This window comes from Paraburkholderia sp. DHOC27, from assembly GCF_003429005.1.
Taxonomy (GTDB): domain Bacteria; phylum Pseudomonadota; class Gammaproteobacteria; order Burkholderiales; family Burkholderiaceae; genus Paraburkholderia.
Genome location: NZ_QVQV01000006.1, coordinates 549,780 through 572,733 on the forward strand (window position 1 = coordinate 549,780; position 22,954 = coordinate 572,733).

The 22,954-nt window shown below is 62.6% G+C and carries 20 protein-coding genes and 1 tRNA gene; 9 read left to right on the forward strand and 12 right to left on the reverse strand.

Features of this window, described 5'->3' with window-relative positions; all coding sequences use genetic code 11:
• Positions 1-490: 490 nt before the first annotated feature.
• Positions 491-796: a hypothetical protein gene (locus D0B32_RS21130; protein WP_117336216.1), complete on the reverse strand. Its 306-nt coding sequence runs from the start codon at positions 794-796 to the stop codon at positions 491-493.
• A 153-nt stretch (positions 797-949) separates the two neighbouring features.
• On the opposite strand from D0B32_RS21130, the gene D0B32_RS21135 reads away from it, so the two are divergent.
• Both D0B32_RS21135 and D0B32_RS21140 read left to right on the forward strand, forming a co-directional pair.
• Positions 950-1,141 (forward strand): CsbD family protein, encoded by a 192-nt coding sequence (locus D0B32_RS21135; RefSeq protein WP_117336217.1) that lies wholly within the window; start codon positions 950-952, stop codon positions 1,139-1,141.
• Between the two features lie 315 nt (positions 1,142-1,456).
• Positions 1,457-2,161 (forward strand): glutathione binding-like protein, encoded by a 705-nt coding sequence (locus D0B32_RS21140; protein WP_117336218.1) that lies wholly within the window; start codon positions 1,457-1,459, stop codon positions 2,159-2,161.
• On the opposite strand, the gene D0B32_RS21145 is transcribed toward D0B32_RS21140, so the two are convergent.
• Complete coding sequence (locus tag D0B32_RS21145; RefSeq protein WP_117336219.1) at positions 2,139-3,863, reverse strand: tetratricopeptide repeat protein; 1,725 nt, start codon at positions 3,861-3,863, stop codon at positions 2,139-2,141. The genes D0B32_RS21140 and D0B32_RS21145 overlap by 23 nt on opposite strands.
• 277 nt (positions 3,864-4,140) lie before the next feature.
• Here D0B32_RS21145 and D0B32_RS21150 point away from each other — a divergent pair, with 277 nt between their 5' ends.
• The gene (locus tag D0B32_RS21150) at positions 4,141-4,476 is read left to right on the forward strand and encodes a hypothetical protein (RefSeq protein ID WP_117336220.1); all 336 of its coding nucleotides are present in this window, start codon (positions 4,141-4,143) and stop codon (positions 4,474-4,476) included.
• A 136-nt stretch (positions 4,477-4,612) separates the two neighbouring features.
• On the opposite strand, the gene D0B32_RS21155 is transcribed toward D0B32_RS21150, so the two are convergent.
• Complete coding sequence (locus D0B32_RS21155) at positions 4,613-4,864, reverse strand: hypothetical protein (protein WP_117336221.1); 252 nt, start codon at positions 4,862-4,864, stop codon at positions 4,613-4,615.
• A gap of 391 nt (positions 4,865-5,255) precedes the next feature.
• Here D0B32_RS21155 and D0B32_RS21160 point away from each other — a divergent pair, with 391 nt between their 5' ends.
• A complete protein-coding gene (locus tag D0B32_RS21160; RefSeq protein ID WP_117336329.1) occupies positions 5,256-5,600 on the forward strand; it encodes a DUF4148 domain-containing protein in 345 nt (114 codons plus the stop codon).
• A gap of 468 nt (positions 5,601-6,068) precedes the next feature.
• Entirely contained in the window at positions 6,069-7,439 is a 1,371-nt protein-coding gene (locus D0B32_RS21165; protein WP_117336222.1) for a hypothetical protein, read from the forward strand.
• Positions 7,440-7,522: 83 nt separating this feature from the next.
• Here D0B32_RS21165 and D0B32_RS21170 read toward each other — a convergent pair.
• Positions 7,523-7,597, reverse strand: a tRNA-Arg gene (locus D0B32_RS21170).
• 392 nt (positions 7,598-7,989) lie between these two features.
• Positions 7,990-8,175, reverse strand: coding sequence for a rubredoxin (locus tag D0B32_RS21175; protein WP_117336330.1), 186 nt, complete (start codon positions 8,173-8,175; stop codon positions 7,990-7,992).
• A 270-nt stretch (positions 8,176-8,445) separates the two neighbouring features.
• Here D0B32_RS21175 and D0B32_RS21180 point away from each other — a divergent pair, with 270 nt between their 5' ends.
• Complete coding sequence (locus tag D0B32_RS21180; RefSeq protein ID WP_117336223.1) at positions 8,446-10,368, forward strand: ATP-binding cassette domain-containing protein; 1,923 nt, start codon at positions 8,446-8,448, stop codon at positions 10,366-10,368.
• Between the two features lie 43 nt (positions 10,369-10,411).
• Here D0B32_RS21180 and D0B32_RS21185 read toward each other — a convergent pair whose 3' ends face one another.
• A complete protein-coding gene (locus tag D0B32_RS21185; protein WP_117336224.1) occupies positions 10,412-10,765 on the reverse strand; it encodes a DUF86 domain-containing protein in 354 nt (117 codons plus the stop codon).
• Complete coding sequence (locus tag D0B32_RS21190) at positions 10,762-11,052, reverse strand: nucleotidyltransferase family protein (RefSeq protein WP_117336225.1); 291 nt, start codon at positions 11,050-11,052, stop codon at positions 10,762-10,764. The genes D0B32_RS21185 and D0B32_RS21190 overlap by 4 nt, the downstream gene beginning before the upstream one ends.
• Positions 11,053-11,416: 364 nt before the next feature.
• On the opposite strand from D0B32_RS21190, the gene D0B32_RS21195 reads away from it, so the two are divergent.
• From D0B32_RS21195 to D0B32_RS21205, 3 genes are all read left to right on the forward strand, one after another.
• A complete protein-coding gene (locus D0B32_RS21195; protein WP_117336226.1) occupies positions 11,417-13,402 on the forward strand; it encodes a DNA topoisomerase IV subunit B in 1,986 nt (661 codons plus the stop codon).
• Positions 13,403-13,472: 70 nt separating this feature from the next.
• The gene (gene parC / locus D0B32_RS21200; protein ID WP_117336227.1) at positions 13,473-15,791 is read left to right on the forward strand and encodes a DNA topoisomerase IV subunit A; all 2,319 of its coding nucleotides are present in this window, start codon (positions 13,473-13,475) and stop codon (positions 15,789-15,791) included.
• 349 nt (positions 15,792-16,140) lie between these two features.
• Complete coding sequence (locus tag D0B32_RS21205; protein WP_117336228.1) at positions 16,141-16,599, forward strand: CopD family protein; 459 nt, start codon at positions 16,141-16,143, stop codon at positions 16,597-16,599.
• A 64-nt stretch (positions 16,600-16,663) separates the two neighbouring features.
• On the opposite strand, the gene D0B32_RS21210 is transcribed toward D0B32_RS21205, so the two are convergent.
• The 5 genes from D0B32_RS21210 to D0B32_RS21235 all read right to left on the reverse strand — a co-directional run bounded on the left by D0B32_RS21210 (position 16,664) and on the right by D0B32_RS21235 (position 22,805).
• Entirely contained in the window at positions 16,664-19,030 is a 2,367-nt protein-coding gene (locus D0B32_RS21210; RefSeq protein ID WP_117336229.1) for an EAL domain-containing protein, read from the reverse strand.
• A gap of 404 nt (positions 19,031-19,434) precedes the next feature.
• On the reverse strand, positions 19,435-20,319 hold the full coding sequence (locus D0B32_RS21220) for a PhzF family phenazine biosynthesis protein (protein ID WP_117336231.1): 885 nt from the start codon (positions 20,317-20,319) through the stop codon (positions 19,435-19,437).
• 4 nt (positions 20,320-20,323) lie between these two features.
• The gene (locus D0B32_RS21225; RefSeq protein WP_117336232.1) at positions 20,324-20,788 is read right to left on the reverse strand and encodes a RidA family protein; all 465 of its coding nucleotides are present in this window, start codon (positions 20,786-20,788) and stop codon (positions 20,324-20,326) included.
• A gap of 34 nt (positions 20,789-20,822) precedes the next feature.
• Entirely contained in the window at positions 20,823-22,019 is a 1,197-nt protein-coding gene (locus D0B32_RS21230) for a PLP-dependent aminotransferase family protein (protein ID WP_117336233.1), read from the reverse strand.
• A gap of 87 nt (positions 22,020-22,106) precedes the next feature.
• Positions 22,107-22,805 carry a VOC family protein gene (locus tag D0B32_RS21235; RefSeq protein WP_117336234.1) on the reverse strand — a complete coding sequence of 233 codons (699 nt, stop codon included), beginning with the start codon at positions 22,803-22,805 and terminating at the stop codon, positions 22,107-22,109.
• Positions 22,806-22,954: the final 149 nt, after the last annotated feature.

The following is a 22,954-nucleotide window of genomic DNA, read 5'->3' on the forward strand; positions in this document are numbered from 1 at the left end:
ACATTATGACCTGGAGTTGTCCCTTTTTCTTATGATTCAGGGCCGTAGCGAGCAAAAATGATGTGTTTTCGAGCTTCGGAGGTGCGAGCAGACGGATTGGCCTGGGTCGCGGCGGCGGTTGATTGCAATTCGGGTGCGAGTCGCGTGCGCGTTGGATGCGCTTTGACTGCCTTTTGCGCGCCGCGCGGGATCGGTCCGTGGCTGCATTCGCTATCGCAAATATGGGAGAAACGGTAAGCCGGGAATCCGCCTGGGCAGATTGCAGCTGTCATTTAGGATTGTTAGTCTTGCCGTGTGACGCAGGATCTCCGCGTTACGGCGTGTTCGAGCCGCGGCTTTGGTCCGCGGCTTTTTTTTGCGTGGAGATTTACGTGACGACGAGCGGGGTTTGCGTGACGCCGAGCGGCGTTCGCGTGACCGGTGGTGGCGTCAAGAGATGACGGGCGCCGGGTCCGTTCAGACCGGGCGCGTCAGCAGAGGATCAGGCGTATTACCGGGCGGCGCCGCGGCTTTCGTGCACCGCGAGTGGCCGTGCTTGCCATGCCGGGACGGCGTGGCGGGCATCGAACTCGTCGAGCTGGAGCAGCAGTCCGTCCACGTTGCGCAGTTGCGCGTGGGACAGATGGACCGCGTCCAGCAGGCGGTTGAGCCGGTCTCGCCAGTAATGCGACGGCAGGATCGGGCCCGCGAGGTCACCGTGCAAAGACGGCAGCATCACGCGCCGGATGTGCGCGATGTCCTGGTCGATCAGCGTCGCAAACGATGAGTTGTTGGACGCAGTTAGCGTGTGGTCCATGCCTCGTTTACGGCAGGTCTGAACTTGACTTTAGGGCTTTTTGAAAATTTTTTTCGGGGTTCCGCCAGGGGAATCCGCGTTAGGCACACCCGTTGCTGGGTAGAGACCACTGGCGCAATTTTGCGCTGGCATTCCAACACGATGGAGCCAAACATGAACAAAGACCAGGTCAAGGGCGTTGCCGAACAGGTCAAGGGTAAGGTCAACGAGGCAGTTGGCAAGGCTACCGGCGACAAGACCCAGGAACTGAAGGGCGACCTTCAGCAAGGCGCTGGCGAAATCCGCAAGGCCTACGGCGACGGTAAGGAACAGGCGAAAGACAACGCCAAGCGCAACGCGCCGTAAGCTTCCTGGCGCGGTTGCAGCATAGTCGTAGTGACGCACCCGGCGGCTAAGGGCGCGTCTGGTTTTGACGAAAAGGCGCTTCGGCGCCTTTTCCCTTTTAGCGGCTGTTTGGGCGGTCCGCTGGACTGTCAGCGGTCGTTGCGATGCGAGACGGCAGGCGGTGTTCCAGGCAGCAAGGCGAGCTGGAAAGCGCCTGGCCTCGCGCGGGAAAAGATACGCGAGAGCGTTTATATTGATCGCTCTGTTCGCGGGCGACGGCTGCTGTGAACTGGCAAATGACAGCCGTCCATTATCAGAACTCCATTCAAGGCCTTCATGACTGACCTCTCCGCATTTCCCATTACCGCCAAATGGCCGGCGAAGCATCCGGATCGTCTTCAGCTTTACTCGCTGCCCACGCCAAACGGCGTCAAGATTTCCATCATGCTCGAAGAGACCGGGCTGCCGTACGAGCCGCATCTGGTGCGCTTCGACAGCAACGATCAGTTGTCCGCCGAGTTCGTTTCGCTCAATCCGAACAACAAGATTCCGGCCATCATCGATCCGAACGGCCCCGACGGCAAACCGCTGCCGCTCTTCGAGTCCGGTGCGATCCTGATCTATCTGGCGAGCAAAACCGGGCAATTCATGCCCGAAGATACCGCTGGCCGCTACGAGATGCTGCAGTGGGTGATGTTCCAGATGGGCGGCATTGGCCCGATGTTCGGCCAGCTCGGCTTCTTCCATAAGTTCGCGGGCAAGGAATACGAGGACAAGCGTCCGCGCGACCGCTACGTCGCAGAGTCGAAGCGTCTTTTGGGTGTGCTCGAGAAGCAGCTTGCCGATCGCGCGTGGATCATGGGCGATGCCTACACCATTGCGGACATCGCCACTTTCCCGTGGGTGCGCAATCTGGTCGGCTTTTACGAGGCCGGCGATCTGGTCGGCTTCGCGGATTTCCCGAACGTCAAGCGGGCGCTCGACGCCTTCGTCGCACGTCCGGCCGTGGTACGCGGACTCAATATTCCGAAGCGCGATTGACGAGCGCCTCGCGGACCGACTGCACCACGTGGGTCCAGTCGCCGAGCGCGGGCTGTCGAAACAGCCGCGCGCTCGGGTACCAGGGACTGTCCGCGCGCGTGAGCATCCAGCGCCAGCAGGTGTCGAAGCGGTTGAGAATCCAGACCGGCTTGCCGAGCGCGCCGGCGAGGTGAGCGACGGCCGTATCCACCGAGATCACGAGGTCGAGGTTGCTCACCAGCGCGGCGGTGTCGGCGAAGTCGGTGAGATACGCGGTGTAGTCGATGACGCGCGCGCTCAGCTCGGGTGAGTCGCCGAGCTGCTGGGCTGCCGGGCCCATTTGCAGCGTGTAAAACTGCACCTGCGGGACATCGAAGAGCGGCCGCAACGCATCCAGCGCAATCGAACGTCGCGCATCGTTTTTCCGCAGCTCGGCCACGTGCGGCCGGTTGCCGCCAGCCCACACCAGACCGACTTTCAACGCGTGCGGCGCCTGCGCGGTTGCGCCGCCGAGGCGCTCGGCCCATTGCTGCGAGGCGGCTTTGTCCGCAGACAGATAAGGCGTGCTTGCCGGGATGCTGCCCACCTCGGTCTTGAAGGCGAGCGGCAGACTGAGGAGGGGGCAGTGGCAGTCGAACGCTGGCAATGGCTGACCCTGCTCGATCAGTTCACCCACACCCTCCAGACCCGTCAGCAGCCGCATGAGTTCGGCGGGCACTTCGAGCAGCACGCGCGCACCCAACGCTGCCACCTTCGCGGCGTAGCGGCAGAACTGCAACGTATCGCCCAGACCCTGTTCCGCGTGCAGCAGAATCGTCTTGCCAGCGAGGGAAAACTCCCCCAGCCATAGCGGTTGCGCGAAAACCCGTTTGCCCGCCTTGATGCGGCTGCGCTCCCAACGCCATTCGTACTTTTGCCAGCCTTCCTCGAGCCGTCCCATTTGCAGCAGACACAGCGATGCATTCCAGTGCGCCTCGGCAAATTCAGGGTTCAGCGAGAGCGCCTGCTCATAGCTCTGCAAGGCTTGCGGATGCTGCCCGAGGTCGACCAGCGTGAGACCGAGGTTATTCCAGGCGTCGGCGAGGGCGGGCGCCAGTTCGATGGCGCGTTGATAACTCTGCTGCGCGTCGGCGGGGCGGTTCAGGTCGCTCAACGCGTTGGCGCGGTTGCTCCACGCGTCGGCGTAGTTCGGCTGCAGGGCGATCGCCTGATCGCAGCTGGCGAGCGCATCGGCAGGGCGGCCGAGGTCACGCAGGACACAGGCGCGATTGTTCCAGCCTTGCACGAAATCCGGCTGCTTGCTCAAGGCGCGTTCGAAGCTGGCCAGCGCGTCCGCGGGCTGATCCAGACCGGCCAGTGCGTTGCCGCGATTGTTCAGTGCGTCGACAAAATCGGCGCGCAGCGCGAGCGCCCGGTTGGCGCTGGCGAGGCCCTCCTGATAGCGGTGGCGTGCGTTGTAGGCGTAGGCCAGGTTCGAGTGAATCGGCGCCTGCATGCCGTTGATGGCCACGGCCTGCTTGAGCAAGGTAATGCCTTCGTCGAGACGACCCGCTTGCAGGGCGAGCGCGCCGAGCAACTGGGTCGCATCGAAGTGCTTGGGACGCAGCGCGAGAATCTCGCGGTACAACTCCTCGGCTTCGGTGTACGCCGCGTTTTGCTGCAAGGCCACGGCTTGACGGAGCAGGGTATCGATCTGGCGCTGCGGATTGGCGGTCTTGCTCATAACGTGAATGGTGGCTGGGACTATGCTCAGCGTGCCTGCCTTAGGTGCCTGCCTTAGGTGCCTGCATTAGCGCGCCGCAGCCGAAAAAGGGGAAACGGGAACTGCCATCGTGTGACGGGTCGAGGTGCGCTGCGACGGCGCGGCCGCAATACGCGAACCCTGGAATGCGGGCGATTATCGCCGAAAAGGACGCAGCGCGGCATTGGCCGAACGGCCCCCTCGTGGCATCGTGGGCGCTCGGGTATGATGGCCGCGACGCCCGTACGGAGACCACACGATGAAACCCAGCCGTTCACTGCTGTTGGCGGGCGCGATGGCCGCGTCCCTTTCACTCGCCGCGTGTACGCAGACGGGCCCGGTGGAGTTTTCCGCGACCGGCGCCGATTCGTCGTCCATGACGCGCGCCGACGACCTGGATTTCGGGCCCATGGATCATTCCGTCGCGAGCTGCAAGGCAACCGCGCAGAAGGCCGGCCCGGGGCAATGCGTCAAGGTACGCGCCTACGAAGCCTGCATGAAGTCGCGTGGGTATATCACGGTGCTGGGGCCGGAGAATCCCGCCGGATGTGGCGACCCCGCCTGGGAGAAAGACGTGCGCAAATGGCTGCAGTGAAACGCCTCGGCAGCACTGCATGACAACGGCGTGTGGAGATTCTCTACACTCCTAACTAATCCTGCTGGCTCACGATTGAGTTCCGCCAGCGCCCAATCACCTGCCACGCACAGACAAGCGCTCCCTCGCTGCATCCTCAACCGGCCATTTCCACGCAAGCCTGCGGCACGACGTGTACCTTTGCGCGGCGATCGAATTCATCGAGTTCGAGCAGCAGACCATCCACGGCACGCAACTGCGCGTTGTTCAGATGCGCGTTATCCAGGATCTGATAGAGACGCGAGCGCCAGTAATCCGACGTCAGATACAGCCCCACTACCTCGCCATACAAGGCCGGTTTCATTATCCGTGCGATGTGCGCGATGCCTTCGTCGATCAACCTGTTCATACGGTCCTCGTCAATGCTGGGGTGGAGCTGAAACGCACGGTGCTTTATTCAGATGAATCCGCTGTTGCCGTCGAGCGTTGCCATTTAGCCGGCGAGCCAAACATCCGGCTGGCGGGTGAATAGAACATTACGCGGGGAGGCTTGGCATCAATCGAGTGAACATCACGGCTTTCCTGCGTTATTTCGCACCGTAGCCGGGATGGGATGAATGAGTACGCAAGACGCGATGTCTGCGCGTTGGCAGCGCGTGCCGCGATTGTGTCGCCGGGGATAACAGTGAATTCGGAAATGGAGTCTTCACTGGGTGCCAGGCGGCTTCTACACTGGAGTCAATGGCTACAGACACATTGGTTTGTAGCACCGCACAAAACAATCGCTGGAGATGCTCATCATGAAGTCGCTCATCAAAGCCGTTGCACTCGCCGCCATTCTCGTCGCGCCGGTGGCTTCGTTTGCCCAGTCTTCGAATCAGCCCCTTACGCGTGCGGAAGTGCGCGAGCAACTGATTCAGGTGGAAAAGGCTGGCTACAATCCGGCAACGGCTAACGACTACGACTATCCCGCGAACATTCAGGCTGCCGAGGCACGCGTCGCCGCGCAAAATGCCAACACGCAAGCGGCTGCGCAACCCGGCGCCAGTGGTTATGGTCCGAACGTGAGCGGCACGTCGCAAGTGGGCGTGCGTACCTCGACGACCATCAGCAGCTATTCGCCTCCGATCGCCAACGCTCGCTAGTCCGTCGCGTCGCTACCCGAGCGATTGAGAACACTGGGTGGCGCGCCGGGATCAGTGCATGTTGGTCATCAAAAACGGGCTCGTCTCTCTGCGAAGAGGCGGGCCCGTTTCCTTTTAAGGTATGAGTTACAGCACAACCCACGCCCTGCAATTCGCACGATCGTCCTGAACCTGTGTTCGATTGCGTACCGAAGCCGCTTTTGACAAGCCGCCTAATTCTTACGGTGACGTTTCGGGGGGCACCTCCTCTCGCGCGATGCCGTCGGAAAACCCGACGGCGAAGTCAGCGTTTCCGAGGTCGACGCTTCGTTAAGCATTTCGAACAGTGAGGTGGCCGTGCTGCAAAAGAATCTTCGCGGAGCCCCAGAATCCGCGTTGCCGGGTACGCACGGCAACGGCGCGATGCACTCGATACACCCGGTACCCTTAAACCCGGAGGAGGCATCCCCGCTGCAGCACGATGCCCCCGTGCGGGCGAAGCGTGTGAGTGGCGGCAGCGTGGCGGCGCGCAATCTTCACCATCTTCCGTTCCTGCTGACGCTGATCGCGATTGCGTTGGTCGCGCTGGTGACCGTGTTCAGTCCGCAGCGTCTCGCCTGGAATGCATGGGCTTACTCGGAATGGCTGATCAACTATGACGCGGGTTTCATCCGGCGCGGCCTGAGCGGGTCGTTGATCCAGCTCACGGGCGTGGTGCCCGCGTTACCCGTGGTCAATCTGGTGGTGTTCGTTGCGTTCTCGGCGTTTTGCCTGCTGTTCTGGTGGGTGCTGAGCCGTTCAGCGCGGAGCGCGGCGTGGGCTGCGATCCTCGCGATCATGCTGCCGAACGGGCCGCTGCAAATGGCGGCCGGCAATGAGATTTTCTACCGCAAAGAGATCGTGTTTCATGTTGCGCTGGGTGTGAGCTGCATCCTGTACCAGCGGATCGTGCATGCCAGCACGGACGCGCGGCGTGCTGCGCTTTCGTGGATGTTCTTCGTGCTGTTCATCGCGCAGACCGTGTTGTTTCCGCTGTTCCACGAGGTCTACCTGTTTCTCTCTTTTCCGGCTAGCTGGCTGCTCGCACGTCAGATCGCCGCGCTTCAACCACAGCGGCGCACGTTTGGCCGTCTGGTGACGGCGACGCTGATCATCTCGTTCGGGATGATGGTGGTCTGTGCTGTGTTCCCCGGCAATCAGGCGGTGGCTGAGCACATCTGGTCGTCGTTGAGCGCCGCTGATCGCATGTCGATTTCGCCTTCAGCGCCGGATACGCCGATTGGCGGGGTGGCGGCCATTGGGTGGTCATTGCTCAAGAATCTGACCGTCGTTGGCGACATCGCGATGTCGTCGCAGTACTGGATCTGGGGATTCGCGGCGGTGGGGATCGGCGCCGTGCTCGCCCTCATCACGTCGCTGCGCCGGCGCGAGGGTGAATCCGAGAGCGTGGCGACCGGGTTGCTGCGTCGGCATCTCGCGCAACTGTGGTTCCTCTTCCTGGCGTCGACGCCCATGTACGTACTGGGCTCCGACTGGGCGCGCTGGATGTCGGCGGTGGCGATTTCGTATCTGTTTCTGTCATTCGCCGACAGTACGGGTGCGGTGCGGCCGCCTCAGCTTCTGCAACTCGTGCCTCGGCGTTGGCGTGCGGGACTCGAGTCGGCGCGCGATTATTGTGCTGGCCACCTGGTGCCGGCGATCAGCGCAGTGTCCAGCCGGCATAAGGTGGGCTTGATCGCGCTGGCGTTTTTCTACTGCCTGACGTTTCGGCCGCCCGAATGTTGCATGAAGGGGGGCTATAACCCTCTGTACCGCGTGAAGCCGGCGCTCGCGCAACTCGCGCATTTGCGGCACCCGTAGTGGAGTGGGGATGGCGGGGAAAACCGCAGCGTGAGGTTGAGGCTGGAGATGGGTAGAGCGGACTGCTGTGTTGGGAGTGTGGCTGGTCCCCCCGACAGGAATCGAACCTGTATCTAGCGCTTAGGAGGCACTTGTTCTATCCATTGAACTACGGGGAGCAGAACCGTGGGCGGCGTGGATGCGGCAGGTTGCCGGGATCTCTTTTATCAACCGCTTCGGTGCATCGGGTCCGTTGACAACCGCTACGTTCCTAAGTCAACCCATCGTAGCGCGGACACGTTCAATTCTAACTTCACAGCAGTGCGATTTATCGTCCTTGCCGGACACGGCGCGCGAGGTGCCGCTGAATTGCATCGCAGGGGGCAGAGTATAGCAAAGCCGTGCATGCCTGCGAATGGCGATCCATGCGGGCGAGGCCCCCTGCATGACCACCAGCCGGACACCTAAAAGCTCAAGAAAAAGCCCGGCAGCCTTCGAGGCATGCCGGGCCGTCGCGCCCTTCCTTGCTTGATCGCAGACAGCGCTGCTCGCGCCCACGAAAAGACGCCGCTCAGAACTCCACGACAGCGAATTCGGACTTGCTCACGTCGCACAGCGGGCAACGCCAGTCTTCCGGGATGTCGGCGAAGCGCGTGCCCGCCGCGATGCCTTCTTCCGGCAGACCTTCTTCCTCGTTATAGATCCAGCCGCAAATCAGGCAGACCCAGCTTTTATATTCAACAATGACTTCACTCACGGCACACACTCTTTCTTCAGTTCATTACCACGATCCGCGCGGTCTGCCCCTGTTTGGGGCGCGCGGCGACCCGCAATATTACAGGAATTTGTCAAGGTGCAATTGCGCGGTGCCAGGCGGTGTGGTCTAAGTGCAGGCACGCACCCGTAGCGCGGCTGATCGCGCGTCGCCCCCTGGCCGATTGGCCAATCTCGTCGGGCATCCGGGATTGCGGCCCCGCGCCCGGTACAATGGGCGCTTCCGACTCACCGCTGTCTTCTGCCAATCTCCATGTCGCTTTACACCATTACCGGGGCGCAACTCGCGTTCGGTCACGTCGCGTTGCTCGATCACGCGGATTTCTCTCTCGAAGCGGGCGAACGCGTCGGGCTGATTGGGCGCAATGGCGCGGGCAAGTCGTCGCTGCTCAAGATCGTCGCTGAACTCGCCAAACCGGACGACGGTCTGGTCACGCGTCAGCAGAACCTCACTACCGTGTATGTGCCGCAGGAACCGGAGTTCGATACCGACGCATCGGTCTTCGACACGGTCGCGGCCGGTTTGACCCATGCGCGCGCGGTGCTGGACGAGTACGACGCGGTCGCGCACGAACTCGCTGAAGTGCCGGAAGGCGCGCGGCACGATGAGTTGATGGCGCGCATGAACACGCTGCAATCGTCGCTGGATGCCGCAGATGCCTGGAACTGGCGTACCCGTGTGGCAACTACGCTCGCGCAGATCGGGCTGGACGGCGACGCGCGCGTAGGGGCGCTGTCCGGCGGCATGCAAAAGCGCGTCGCGCTGGCGCGGGCACTGGTGGTGCAACCGGACGTGCTGCTGCTCGACGAGCCGACCAACCACCTCGATTTCGACGGTATCCGCTGGCTCGAAGAACTGCTGATTTCGCAGCGCGCGGGCCTGCTGTTCATCACCCACGACCGTGCCTTTCTCGACCGCGTTGCCACGCGCATCGTCGAACTCGATCGCGGCCGGCTGCTTTCGTATCCGGGCAATTTTTCGGCCTATCAGGTGCGCAAGGCGCAGCAACTGGAAGTAGAGCGCATCGAAAACGAAAAGGCCGACAAGCTGCTGGCGCAGGAAGAAGTGTGGATCCGCAAAGGCGTCGAGGCGCGGCGCACGCGCAGCGTCGGGCGTATTGCGCGGCTCGTGCAGATGCGTAACGAGCGCGCCGAGCGCCGCAACGTGCTGGGCAACGTCAAGCTGGACGTGGGGCAGGGCGAGAAATCCGGCAAGATCGTCGCCGAACTGACCGACGTGACCAAGCGCTATGGCGAACGCACGGTGGTCGACAATTTCACGGCCACGGTCATACGCGGCGACAAGATCGGCTTCGTCGGCCCGAACGGTGCCGGCAAAACCACGCTGTTGAAGCTGATCCTCGGCGAATTGCAGCCGGATGAAGGCAAGGTGCGGGTCGGTACCAATCTGCAGGTCGCGTACTTCGATCAGATGCGCGCCCAGCTCGATCTGGACAAAAGTCTTGCGGACACCATCAGCCCGGGCAGCGAGTGGGTCGAAGTCAACGGCACCAAGAAACACGTGATGAGCTATCTGGGCGACTTCCTGTTCGCGCCGGAGCGGGCGCGTTCGCCGGTGAGGTCGCTCTCGGGCGGCGAGCGTAACCGGCTGCTGCTGGCGCGTCTGTTTGCCCGGCCGGCCAACGTGCTGGTGCTCGACGAACCCACCAACGATCTGGACATCCCGACGCTGGAACTGCTCGAAGAACTACTGGCGGAATACGACGGCACGGTCCTGCTGGTGAGCCACGATCGCGCGTTCCTCGATAACGTCGTCACTTCGGTGATTGCGTCAGAAGGCGAAGGCAAGTGGCGCGAATATGTGGGCGGCTTCACGGACTGGCAGGTACAGAGCGAGCGTTCGCGCCAGATGGCGCAGGAAGCGCCCAAAGAAGCCGCTCGTGATGCGGCGTCGAAAGATGGCGGCGCGGGCCGCAATGCGCAACGCGCGGTGAAGCTCTCCTTCAAGGAACAACGCGAACTGGAGGCGCTGCCCGCGCAGATCGCCACGCTGGAGGCCGAGCAGAAGACCATCGGCGCGCAGCTCGAAGACGGCTCGGTGTTCGCCAAAGACGCGGCTGAAGGCACACGGCTGACGCAGCGTTATGCCGCAATCGAAGAAGAACTGCTGGTTGCGCTGGAACGGTGGGATGAACTGGAGAGCAAGCGGAAGTGATGGTGGCGGGGTGCCGGGGTGGCGGCCGAAAGACCGCCGCTGGCTAGGAAGGCCTGATGCGGGAAATCTGTTGCTGAAGCTCGGGTAAATCTCGTTGTAGCGTCTGCCAGACAACGCCGAGATCGACAGAAAAATAGCCATGCGCGACACGGTTGCGCATCAGGTACATTTCCTCCCACGGTATGTCTGAATGTGCGGCGGCGAAGGAAGGGTGATCGCGCTGAATGTTGCGCGCCGCTTCACCGACGATCTCCAGGTTTCGGATCACCGCGTCCTGAACCAGCTCGTCGGCGAGAAAACCCACATTCGTCATGCCTTGCGTGTAACGATGGATGCGCGCGATGGCACTGAGTATGTGGTCGATATAATCGACCACCCGCAAGTCGTCTTTCTTCACACCGGCACCGCTTCGGCAACGACGCGGGCGCGGAAGGATTCCGGAAGCGCTTTGGGTGTCAGTACGTCGACAGTGACGCCGAGCAGTTTTTGCAGGCGGCTCTGAATGCGGGCGATGTCGAGCAGGGTCGTCTCGGGCGTCGGATCGACGAGTAGATCCAGATCGCTGTCGTCGCGGTCCTCGCCTCGAAGTGCGGACCCGAAGACGCGCGCATTGATGGCATGATGTTCCGCAACGATTTTTCGAACTTCGGTGCGATGGGCGCTGAGTGCTTCAGACGGTCTCATTTCGGCGCTCCGACAGTGGATTAGGTTGAGTGAGAAGTATATATGGGTCCGGTTCAACCCCGTTACGATCCGATTTAGCAGCACCGAACCCCTCCCCAAACAGCCAATCCACCATCCGGCAAATTGCTCCCTGTATCGAAATCAGTAAAATACCCCGCGAACAGGCTTCGCCCGCGGGCTCGCGCCGGCTGTCGCATGGCTGCGAGACGTTGGGAGAGGCTGACTGTGAAAGCGTTTGCCCGCATTGCGGGCACCCCACTCACGCCGTTGTTTCGTTTCGCTTTTTTTGAGAACTCAACGCATTGTCCACGGACCTGTCCACAGGACCTGTGGACAACGATGAACCGACGTACCCGAGTAAGCCATGTCCACGAAAAAGCCAAACGCTGCGTATAGCGAAGCGTCCATCAAGGTGTTGAAGGGCCTGGAGCCGGTCAAGCAACGGCCCGGCATGTACACGCGCACGGAAAACCCGCTGCACATCATTCAGGAAGTCATCGACAACGCGTCGGACGAAGCCCTCGGCGGCTACGGGCGGCAGATCACGGTCACGCTGCACGCGGACCAGTCGGTGTCGGTGGATGACGACGGCCGCGGCATTCCGTTCGGCATGCACCCGGAAGAAGGCGTGCCGGTCGTCGAAATCGTCTTCACCCGTCTGCACGCGGGCGGCAAGTTCGACAAGGCCGCCGGCGGCGCCTATACCTTCTCGGGCGGTTTGCACGGGGTGGGTGTGTCGGTCACCAACGCGCTATCCACGCGGCTCGACGTCACGGTGTGGCGTGACGGCAAGGTTGCGGAACTGGGTTTTGCGGGCGGCGACGTCGCCCGGCCGCTGACTGTGCGCGCGGGCAGCAAAGGCGAAAAGAAATCCGGCACGCGTGTCACCACGTGGGCTGATCCGAAATACTTCGATTCGCCGAATCTACCGCTCGGCGAACTGCAACGCCTGCTGCGCTCGAAAGCGGTGCTGCTGCCAGGCGTGGAAGTCACGCTCGTCAACGAGAAAACCGGCGAGCGGCAAACCTGGAAGTATGAAGATGGTTTGCGCGGCTATCTGATGGAAGGCATGAACGGCAGCGATCTGCTGATTCCGCTTTTTGAAGGCGAACGTTACGCGGAAAGCTCGCGCTCAAATGAAGAAACCTTTGCGGAAGGCGAGGGTGCTGCGTGGGTGGTTGCGTGGAGCGAAGAAGGTCCGCTGACGCGCGAATCCTACGTCAACCTGATTCCCACGCCCGCCGGTGGGACGCACGAATCCGGCTTGCGCGACGGGCTGTTCCAGGCGGTCAAGAGCTTCGTCGAACTGCACAACCTGCAGCCGAAGGGCGTCAAGCTGCTCGCCGAAGATGTGTTCGCGCGCGTGTCGTTCGTGCTGTCCGCGAAGGTGCTCGACCCGCAGTTCCAGGGGCAAATCAAGGAGCGTCTGAATAGCCGCGATGCCGTGAAGCTGGTGTCGTCGTTCGCGCGGCCGGCGCTCGAATTGTGGCTCAACCAGCACGTCGAACACGGCAAAAAGCTCGCGGACCTCGTCATCAAGCAGGCCCAGGCGCGAACGCGTGCGGGCCAGAAGGTGGAAAAGCGCAAGAGTTCGGGCGTGGCGGTGTTGCCCGGCAAGCTGACCGATTGTGAATCCACGGACATCTCCCGCAACGAACTGTTTCTCGTCGAGGGCGACTCGGCGGGCGGTTCCGCGAAGATGGGCCGCGACAAGGAATTCCAGGCCATTCTGCCGTTGCGCGGCAAGGTGCTGAATACATGGGAGACCGACCGCGATCGGCTGTTTGCCAATAACGAAGTGCACGACATTTCGGTGGCGATCGGCGTGGACCCGCATAGTCCGGACGATCAGGTCGACCTGTCCAACCTGCGCTACGGCAAGATCTGCATTCTCTCGGACGCGGACGTCGACGGCGCGCACATTCAGGTGTTGCTGCTGACGCTCTTCTTCAAGCATTTCCCGCAGTTGATCGAACGCGGTCACGTGTGCGTGGCGCGGCCGCCGCTCTTTCGCGTCGACGCACCGGCGCGTGGCAAGAAGCCCGCGCAAAAACTCTACGCGCTGGATGAGTTCGAGCGCGAGGCGATTCTCGACAAGCTGCGCAAGGACGGCGTGCGTGAAACGCAGTGGACCATCAGCCGCTTCAAAGGGCTGGGCGAGATGAGCGCGGAGCAGTTGTGGGACACGACGATGAATCCGGACACGCGACGTCTGTCACCGGTGGAGTTGGGCGAGCTCGACTACGACGCCACGGTGTCCCGCATGACCATGCTGATGGGCAAGGGCGAAGCGGCGTCGCGGCGCAGCTGGCTCGAAGAAAAAGGTAACGAAGTGGAAGCGGATATCTGAGCGCCTGCACGGCTGCTCGAGGCTCGCTCGCACTGCGTTACTTCACGCCACATACGGATACGGAATCTAGATGGACGACAAGACGCCTGATCTTTTCACCGAGGCGGTGCCGCCTGGTGACTCTCTGACGCTCGGCAACTACGCCGAACGCGCCTACCTTGACTATGCGGTGAGCGTGGTCAAGGGCCGCGCATTGCCCGATGTCTGCGACGGCCAGAAGCCGGTACAGCGCCGCATCCTGTTCGCGATGAACGAGATGGGGCTCGCCGACAACGCGAAGCCGGTCAAGTCGGCGCGCGTGGTGGGCGACGTGCTGGGCAAGTATCACCCGCACGGCGACCAGTCGGCGTATGACGCGCTGGTGCGGCTCGCGCAGGACTTCGCGATGCGTTACCCGCTGATCGACGGTCAGGGTAATTTCGGTTCGCGCGATGGCGACGGCGCAGCGGCCATGCGGTACACCGAAGCACGCCTTACGCCGATTGCCAGGTTGCTGCTTGCTGAGATCGATCAGGGTACGGTCGATTTCATGCCCAACTACGACGGCTCCGAGCAGGAGCCCAAGCTGTTGCCGGCGCGTTTGCCCTTTACGCTGCTGAACGGCGCGTCGGGTATCGCGGTGGGGCTCGCCACGGAAATCCCCTCGCACAATCTGCGCGAAGTGGCGGCGGCTACAGTCGCGATGATCCGCAATCCGAAGATCACGCATGCAGAGTTGATGCAGCACATCTCCGGCCCGGACTTCCCGGGCGGTGCGCAGATCATCTCGAGCGAAGCCGAAATTTCCGCCGCGTATGAAACCGGTCGCGGCAGTCTCAAGGTGCGTGCGCGCTGGAAGATCGAAGACCTCGCACGCGGCCAGTGGCAACTCGTCATCACCGAACTGCCGCCGAATACGGCCGCGCAAAAGGTGCTCGAGGAGATCGAAGAGCAGACCAATCCGAAGATCAAGCTCGGCAAGAAGACGCTCACGCCCGAACAGTTGCAGACCAAGCAGGCCATGCTGGCCCTGCTCGACGCCGTGCGCGACGAGTCCGGCAAAGACGCGCCGGTGCGCCTCGTGTTCGAACCGAAGTCGAGCCGCATCGACCAGACCGAGTTCGTGAACTCGCTGCTCGCACATACGAGCCTGGAATCGAACGCGTCGCTCAATCTGGTGATGGTCGGCGCCGACGGCCGGCCGCGTCAGAAGGGCATCTCCGAAATCCTGCAGGAGTGGGTCGGCTTCCGGTTTGCGACCGTCACGCGGCGCACGCAACATCGGCTGTCGAAGGTCGACGACCGGATTCATATTCTCGAAGGCCGGATGATCGTCTTTTTGAATATCGACGAAGTCATCCGCATCATTCGCGAGTCGGACGAACCGAAGGCGGCGCTGATCGCCGCATTCTCGCTGTCGGACCGTCAGGCTGAGGACATTCTGGAAATCCGCTTGCGTCAACTGGCGCGGCTGGAGGCCATCAAGATCGAGAAGGAGCTGGCGGAGTTGCGCGACGAAAAGGCCAAGCTCGAAGAACTGCTGGGCAGCGAATCGGCCATGAAGCGCCTGCTCATCAAGGAGATTGAAGCGGACGCCAAGCAGTACGGCGATGAGCGGCGCACGCTGATCCAGCAGGAAAAGCGCGCTACCTTCGAAGCGCGCGTGGTCGACGAACCGGTCACGGTGGTGGTGTCGCAACGCGGGTGGGTGCGGGCCTTGAAGAGCCATGGCCTCGATCCGGCCGGCTTCACCTTCAAGGCGGGCGACGCGCTCTATGCGGCATTCCAGTGCCGCACGCCCGATACGCTGATTGCCTGGGGTAGCAACGGGCGCGTCTATTCGGTCGCGGTCGCGTTGCTGCCTGGCGGGCGCGGTGACGGTGTGCCGGTGACCTCGCTGATCGAACTCGAGTCGGGCAGCCATCTGATGCATTACTACGCAGCGCCCGCGGATCAGGCGTTGCTGCTGGCGTCGAGTAACGGCTTCGGCTTTATCGCCAAGGTGGGCGACATGGTGAGCCGCGTGAAGGCCGGCAAGTCGTTCATGACCATCGACGCGGGCGCCACACCGCTGGTGCCGATGCCGATGCTGCCGGACGCCACCCACGTGGCCTGTCTGTCCGGTGCGGGTCGTCTGCTGGTATTCGGACTCGACGAGATGAAGACGCTGTCGGGCGGCGGTCGCGGCGTCACGTTGATGGCGCTGGACGACAAGGAATCGCTGACCCAAGCGCTTGCCATCGGCAAGGCTGGCGTCGTCTTGCAGGGCACGGGTCGCGGCGGCAAAGCGTATGAAGAAACGCTGAGCGGCGCGTCGCTGGCTCCGCATATCGGCAAGCGTGCCCGCAAGGGTCGTGCGCCGGATACGAAGCTCAAGCTGCTCGGTATGCGGCCGGCGCTGGCGGGGTGATGTGGTCAAAGTGGCGCGTGCGTCGTGCTTCAACCACAGGCCACGCACGCGGCAGGGAGTGAGTTTTAACCATTCGGGGATCAGCGCGCTAGATCCTGGGAAGCGCGGGTGCATCATGTCTGGTCGTTGCTCGTGACAGAGGCTTTGCGAGCAACGTATCAACAGAAGTGCCCCGGTTTCCCGATAGCCTGCTGATAAAACAACTAATACGGTGGCAAATCGTTGAATAGCAGGTTGGGCAGCGGAACTGCACGCAGGGCGTGCGGTCGAACGCGGTCATCAGGCGTGCCTAATACAGGCGCCTCGCTCAACAAGAGAAAGCACGCCATCACACGGAGAGGAAAACAATATGAGCAAAGCCATCGAAGTCGCGCTCTTCTTACATCTGCTCGGCGTTGCCGTGTGGGTCGGCGGTATGGTCTTTGCGCATTATTGCCTGCGCCCCGCGCTGGCCGATTTGTCGCCGCAGTTGCGCCTGCCGTTGTGGGAGTCGGTGTTTGGCCGCTTCTTCAACTGGGTCGCCGCTTCGGTCATCGTGATCCTGATCTCCGGCGGTTTTCTGCTCATGCAGTTCGGCGGCGGCCACGCATCGTGGCAATTGCATGCAATGGCCGGCCTCGGCATCGTGATGATGCTGATCTTCGGGCATATCCGTTTCGCGGTGTTTCCGCGCATCCGCCGTGCGGTGCAGTCGCAGAACTGGCCGGATGGCGCGCGCGCCGTGGGCGTGGTGCGGCGGCTCGTCGTGGTCAACCTGGCGCTCGGGATCGTGACGATCGGTGTGGCCGTGCTGTCGGGTGGGGTTTAAGGTCAGGCAGGCATTCGACGGCGGCACCGGCACAGTGCCGCTCAACGGCATCGAATAATCGCGACTACTCGGAGCGTCCGCCACCGTTCGACGTATTGCCGACGCTCGCCGCAGCCACCTCACGCGCACTGCGCCGCTCGGGCAGTCCGCACACACCGAAGCGTTCGAGCAGGGCCGGAATCGCATCGACGGGAACCGGCCGCGAGAACAGGAAGCCTTGCGCTTCGATATGGCCCAGTGCGGCCAGCCACGCAATCTGTTCCTCCGTCTCGGTGCCTTCCACCACCACCGTCAGCCCCAGCGAGCGTGCCAGATTGACGATGGCCGTCACCATCACGCACACGCTGCGGTCGCCGGGGATGGCCTGCACGAACGAGCGGTCCACCTTCAGCGTATCCACCGAGAAGCGGTTCAGATAGGACAACGACGAATAGCCGGTGCCGAAATCATCGAGCGCAATTCGCACGCCGAGCCGCTTGAGCGCAAAGATTTTTTCGGAGACGAGATCGGGGTACTCCATCATCGCCGTTTCCGTGATCTCGAGTTCGAGGCGGCGCGCGGAGATGCCAGTCTCTTCGATGGCGTTCGAAATGGTCTCGTAGAGATCGCCGCGCCAGAACTGCACGGCGGAAATGTTCACCGCCAGCGACATCGTGTCGTAGCCTTGTTGCTGCCATTGCGCCAGTTGCCGGCAGGCGGTCTCGATCACGAAGTCGCCAATGGGCACGATCAGCCCGGTTGATTCGGCTACCGGAATAAATTCGTTGGCGGGAATCAGGCCATGCTGTGGATGATTCCAGCGCACCAGCGCCTCGAACCCGGTGATGCAACGACGCGTGAGATCGATCTTCGGCTGATAGGCGAGGAACAGTTGCCCCTCTGAGAGTGCCACGCGCAGTTGCTGCTCCCACTTCATCAGATGGTCCGCGCGGTGGGACAGTTGCGGCGAGTAAAACTGGTAGCAGTTCTTGCCGGCGTCCTTCGCGCTGTACATGGCCAGGTCGGCCTTCTTCAGCAGGTCGATCTCGCTCTCGTTCGGCACCGAATACAGCGCAATACCGATGCTCGCGTGCAGCACGAACGCGCTGCCGCGCACTTCGAACGGTTTGGCGAAAACGTCGGCGGCGGCTTCTGCGAGATCGACGGCGCGCTTCTCGACATCGTCGCCCTTGATGACCACCACGAACTCGTCGCCGCCAATGCGGCTCAACGCGCCGCCGTCGCCCATCGCATCCGCGAGGCGCGCGGCGGTCATCTGCAGGACGATGTCGCCGGCGTTGTGGCCGAGTGTGTCGTTGACGGTCTTGAAGTTGTCGAGGTCGATGAAGAGGATCGCGAGCCGGCCGAGGTTGGTCGGATTCACCACGTCATGCCGCAGGCTTTGCAAGGTCGAGTAGCGGTTACGCAGGCCCGTCAGCAGATCGTATTCGACCAGATGCGTCATTTCGCGTTCGCGTCCCAGCAGCTTGCCGATCAGGCCGGTAGCGACCGCGAAGAAGCTCAGCATGGCGAGCGAGATGAAACTCGCCATCAGCAGATAGACGTTGCGCGTGTGGTTGTAGTCGGCGAACTCTTCGGCTTGCGAGAGACCCACCAGCACGCCGAGCGGATAGCCGTCGATATGCCGGTACGAGAAAATGCGCGTGACATTGTCGATCGAATCGACGTAGGTGCCCGAGACATGCTCGGAACTCGGATAGGAACCGGTGGCGGAGAACTTGCCGTTGGCTGCGTCTGCATTGCCGGTGCGACGCGCCAGTACGGCGCCGTTGTCTGCAATAACAGCGATCACGCCGTCGCGGCCAATCGCCGCGTTGTTATAGAAATCGCTGGTGAAATAACCTGGATCTTCGGACACCACCACGACGCCCGCGAACGAGCCGTCCGCATGATTCAGGCGGCGCGTCATCTGCAACGTCCACTGTCCTGACAGGCGGCCGAGCACGGGCTTGCTGATGTAGAGATTGTCGTCGTTTTCGTGCTCGTGAACCTTGAAGTGTTCGCGGTCCGACAGGTCGATGTGCTTCGGATTTTGCTCGGCGGTGCTGGACACGAGCGTGCCGTGTTCATCAATGATCGAAACCTGCACCAGTGTGTCGCTTTGTACGACGCCTTTTTCAACCGTGCTGGCGAGATCGAAGTGATCGGGCGTTTTTTCGAACTCGTATTTCACGAAACGAGTGATCTGGTCGACCTGATGGATCGCCTTGACCGTGTGCTGTTCCAGTGCGGCCGAGAGAATCGCGGCGGATGCCATCGCCTCATGCGTGGTGGCATCGCGTTCCACCGAAAGACGCGCGAAGATCACGGCCCACAGCAGGATCAGCACCAGCACGCCGAGTGCGGGGATGGCGAGCAGCGTACGGCGGCGCGGCACCACCGTCTCCTGACGGTGCCGGCCATCGCGCGTGGAGAAGCGAGACTGGGTCATCAGTGGGACCGCGCCCGCGCGCCGTCTGGCAGCGAGCTTGTGGACAGCGACTGCGCGTTTTTCGAGTGTGGCTGCATCATGAGCAAGGTGCCGGGACTGCTGCGCAGGAGGGAGAGGCTTGACGTCGCGCCGGACCGTCATTGGACCGACGAATACGCTTTGATATTACTGAATGGCGCTCATTTAAGAAAGGGGCCGCGCTTCGGGTATACGCGCGCCTCGCAGGGGCAGCGAACGAAGCAGGTGGTCAGGGATGCTCAGGGAATGGCGGGGGACAACGTCGAGTTGTCCTGATGAGGCTTTTTGTGGACAAGCTTGGCTCGATGAGGCGCTGTTGCATCGAGCCTACGTTTCAGTTCGGCGTACCCGTAGTTGCGCTTGCGGGTTTCGCTCGCGTTTTTCTGTTAAGGCAACCGGAAGGTGCCGTCGACAATCGTGACCGTCGAACCGCCGACCCACGTCTTGCCGCTCGCGTCGTCATAACGTACCGAGATCTGCCCGGCGCGTCCGAGCACGGTGCCCTGCCGTGCCGTATAGGCGAGCCCCGGGCGGCGTTGCTGCGTGCTCAATAGTCCAGCTATTGCAGCATTGGCACTGCCCGTGACAGGGTCTTCGCCCGCGCCGAGATTGCCGCCCAGCATCAGGCAGCGCACTTCGAAAGTAGCCGGGCCGCTTGCGGCGTGTGGGCCATAGACAGCAATGCCATGTGTGTCGACGGCTGCAACGACCCGCGCGAGCGCGGTGGGGTCGGCTGTGATGGCGAGGCAGGCTTGCGCGGAAGTCACGCGCACGACGAGCCACGCCGTGCCATTGTTCACGCCGCACGGTGCAGCGCTGAAGTCGATTGCGTCGGTGCCCAATGCCTGGCTCAGCGTGTCATACAGATCGGCGGGCAGCGGCGTGACGCGCGCGGGCGGCGCGGCGAAGGCCCATGCGCCGCCGTCGATGGCGCTCAGTTCCACGAGACCCACGCCGCATTGTTGCAGCAGCTTGCCTGGCGTCTTCGGCTGATAACCTGTTTCGAGCACGGCGTGCGCCGTGCCTAGCGTGGGATGCCCGGCGAACGGCAATTCGCCATCCGTCGTAAAGATGCGGACGTGATAGTCCGCTGCCGGATCCGTTGGTTTCACCAGGAAGGTGGTCTCCGACAGATTCGTCCAGCGGGCGATCGCCTGCATCTGGGCGTCGTCGAGATCGTCGGCATCGAACACGACCGCCAGCGGATTGCCTTTGAACGGCACGGCGGTAAACACATCGACCTGTTTGAAACGCACCGTGCGCGTAGTCATGGCGTTACTCGACTTCCGCGATCATCTCGATCTCGACGCACGCGCCGAGCGGAATCTGCGCGACGCCGAAGGCCGAGCGTGCATGCTTGCCGCGTTCACCGAAGATATCGGCGATCAGTTCCGATGCGCCGTTGGTGACGAGATGCTGTTCGGTGAAATCGAGCGTCGAGTTGACGAGGCTCATCAGCTTGACGATGCGCTTGACGCGGTTGAGGTCGCCCACATGCGCATGCAGCGTGGCGAGCAGATCGATCGCAATCGAACGTGCCGCGAGCTTGCCTTCTTCCGTGCCGAGCGTGCTGCCCAGTTTGCCCACCCACACCTTGCCGTCTTTCCTGGCGATATGGCCGGACAGATACACGGTGTTGCCGCTCTGCGCGCTCATCACGTAAGCCGCTGCCGGTGCGCCCGCGGTGGGCAGTTCGATCCCGAGTTCCTTCAGCTTGTCATACACGTTGGCTTGAGTCATGGCATTCCTTAATGATGAGAATGAGGACGCGCGCTTAAACGCGGGCGCGAATCAGGTCGGCGAGGCGAGCCACGCCTTCGTCGATTTTGGCCGGCGGCACGGTGACGAACGACAGGCGCAGGGTGTTGGCCTGGGCTTCATCTGCGTAGAACGGGGCACCCGGCACAAAGGCCACGTTCTGCGCCACGGCTTGCGCGAGCAGCTTCATGCTGTCGATCTGCGCGGGCAACGTCACCCACACGAACATGCCGCCTTCCGGCCGATTCCAGCTCACGCCCTGCGGCATGTAGCGTTCGAGCGCCGCCAGCATCGCTGCACATTGATCGCGGTACAGCGTGCGAATGGTCGGCACGTGCGTGTCGAGAAAGCCGTCCTTCACCACTTCATGCACGATGCGTTGCGTGAAGCTCGGCGTGTGCAGGTCGGTGGCCTGCTTGGCCTGGACCAGTTTGAAGTGCAGTTCCTCGGGCGCAATGATGTAGCCGACGCGCAGACCCGGCGCCAGTACCTTCGAGAACGAGCCGAGGTGCACGATGTGCTCGGGCGCCATCGAAAGCAGCGTGGGCAGCGGTTCGCCCGCGTAGTCGAGCGCGCCGTACGGGTCGTCTTCGATGATCGGGAACGCGGCCGTCTGCGCCATCTTTGCCAGCGCCTGGCGACGTTCGAGCGGCAGGCGGCGGCCGGTCGGATTCTGGAAGTTCGGTTGCGCGTACAGGAGGCGCGCGCCAGCGGTCAGCTCGGCGGTGAGCGCCTCGGGGATCAGACCGTGATCGTCCGTGGCGACCTGCACATAGCGCGGCTCGTAGAGCGAGAACGATTGCAGCGCGCCGAGGTAAGTCGGCGTTTCGACCAGCACGGGGCTATCCGGACAGACGAGGACCTTGCCGAGCAGATCGAGCGCCTGCTGTGAGCCCGTGGTGATCAACACCTGCGACGCACGGATCTGTGCGCCGTTCACCGAGTAGCGCGCCGCGACCCATTCGCGCAGCGGCAGATAACCCTCGGTCGCGCTGTACTGCAACGCGGCGGCGGGCGAATCGCGCAGGATCCGGTCGGAGGCCTCGCGCATCCGTTCAGCGGGGAAGGTGGCCGGCGAGGGCAGGCCGCCCGCGAACGAAATGACCTCGGGCCGCTCCGTGACCTTCAGGATTTCCCGAATCGCCGAGCTGGTGAGCTTGCGGGCGCGTTCGGACAGTTGCCACGTGGGGGCTTTGAGGTCGCTTTGATTCATGGTTTCCTCGACAGGCGCTGCTTGAGCGAATCGTAAAGTTTCGATTATCGCGCGAGTTGCTAGCCCGCGCGCGGAGAAGGGGGCCGGTTATTTCAGGGTGCGCGGACCGTTGGGCGTGTCGAACTCGGCTGTCAGCACCGGGACACCCGCTGCGGCGTCCTGAGTATGCAGTTCGATCAGATGCCCGGCGCCGAGCCAGTCCAGTTGCGCCTTGAGCGTTTCCGCCTGCGGGTGAAAGCCTTTGAGCGACTTCAACGCCAGTTCCGTTTCCGGCAGCATCTGCGACGGGTGTTGTGGCGTGTCCCACTGGATCAGCGTGGGCAGCAGGCCATCGCCGACGCCTTCCCAACTCGGGAAGGCGCCATCGTCGGGCACCGTGAGACCCCACGTGAGCGCGCCGCGCGTCAGCGGCACGACCGGCGGGATGCGCTGCGGATACTGCGCTTGCCAGCGTTGCAAATGCTTCGGACGGTCGACCCGCGCGACCCAATGAGACAGATACGGTCCATTCGCGAGCCGCGCATGCGTCTCAGGCGCGTCGAGCGCGAACAGACGCGGACGCGCTTCCGCGCCGCTGCTGGATGCGATGGCGTCCGGATCGACCGCGATCACCTCGAGATAGACGCCACCCCACAGATTCAGCAGGCGGTTGTGCGTGCGCATCAACGGATGCGCGCCACCGTTTGTCGGCGCTACGCCAAGCGTGTCGGTCACGTACTGGGTCCCTTCGTCGAGGGTCCGGGCGGAGATCACGAGATGATCGAGACGGAGCGAACTGGCGGTCATGTTGGCTGATGAAGGCGGTTGCTGTCGTGCGCGCTGTCTGGACGCGCAAGGTTTGGGTGACGGGTTGGCTGGCCAGTCTGGTCAGCGGGTTTGCCCGGCGAAGTGGAACAGCGAGTCTCCCGGGCCGCCTGGCGGGGTCGATTGTAATG